This is a genomic window from Streptococcus sp. HMSC071D03, assembly GCF_001812125.1.
Taxonomy (GTDB): Bacteria; Bacillota; Bacilli; order Lactobacillales; family Streptococcaceae; genus Streptococcus; species Streptococcus pseudopneumoniae_N.
This window is the reverse complement of record NZ_KV807758.1, coordinates 1-239: the sequence shown is the minus strand read 5'-3', so window position 1 is coordinate 239 and position 239 is coordinate 1. Positions and strand designations below refer to the sequence as shown.

Here is a 239-nt window from a genome sequence, read left to right as displayed (position 1 = left end):
TTGCTAAGGACGAAGTAGTTCCTAAAGTTCCTACTCAAGCTGATGTAGATACTGCTAAGGCTGAATCAGACAAGGCTAATCAAGATGTAGCTAAACAAAAAGAAGTTGTTGCATCTACGGAAGCAAACATTTCCACTGCTAAAGAAGAGTTGGCTCGTCTTGAGGGTATCGCAGAAGTTAAGGCTCGTAGGTATGAGAACTTCAAGCAACTCAAAGCCGACCATGACGCATACCTTGCT

At 43.1% G+C, this 239-nt stretch carries 1 protein-coding gene; it reads left to right on the top strand.

Going from position 1 to position 239, the window contains the following annotated elements:
* Positions 1-239, top strand: a 239-nt coding sequence (locus HMPREF2837_RS06365) for a hypothetical protein (RefSeq protein ID WP_222565293.1), incomplete at both ends; no start/stop codon positions are given.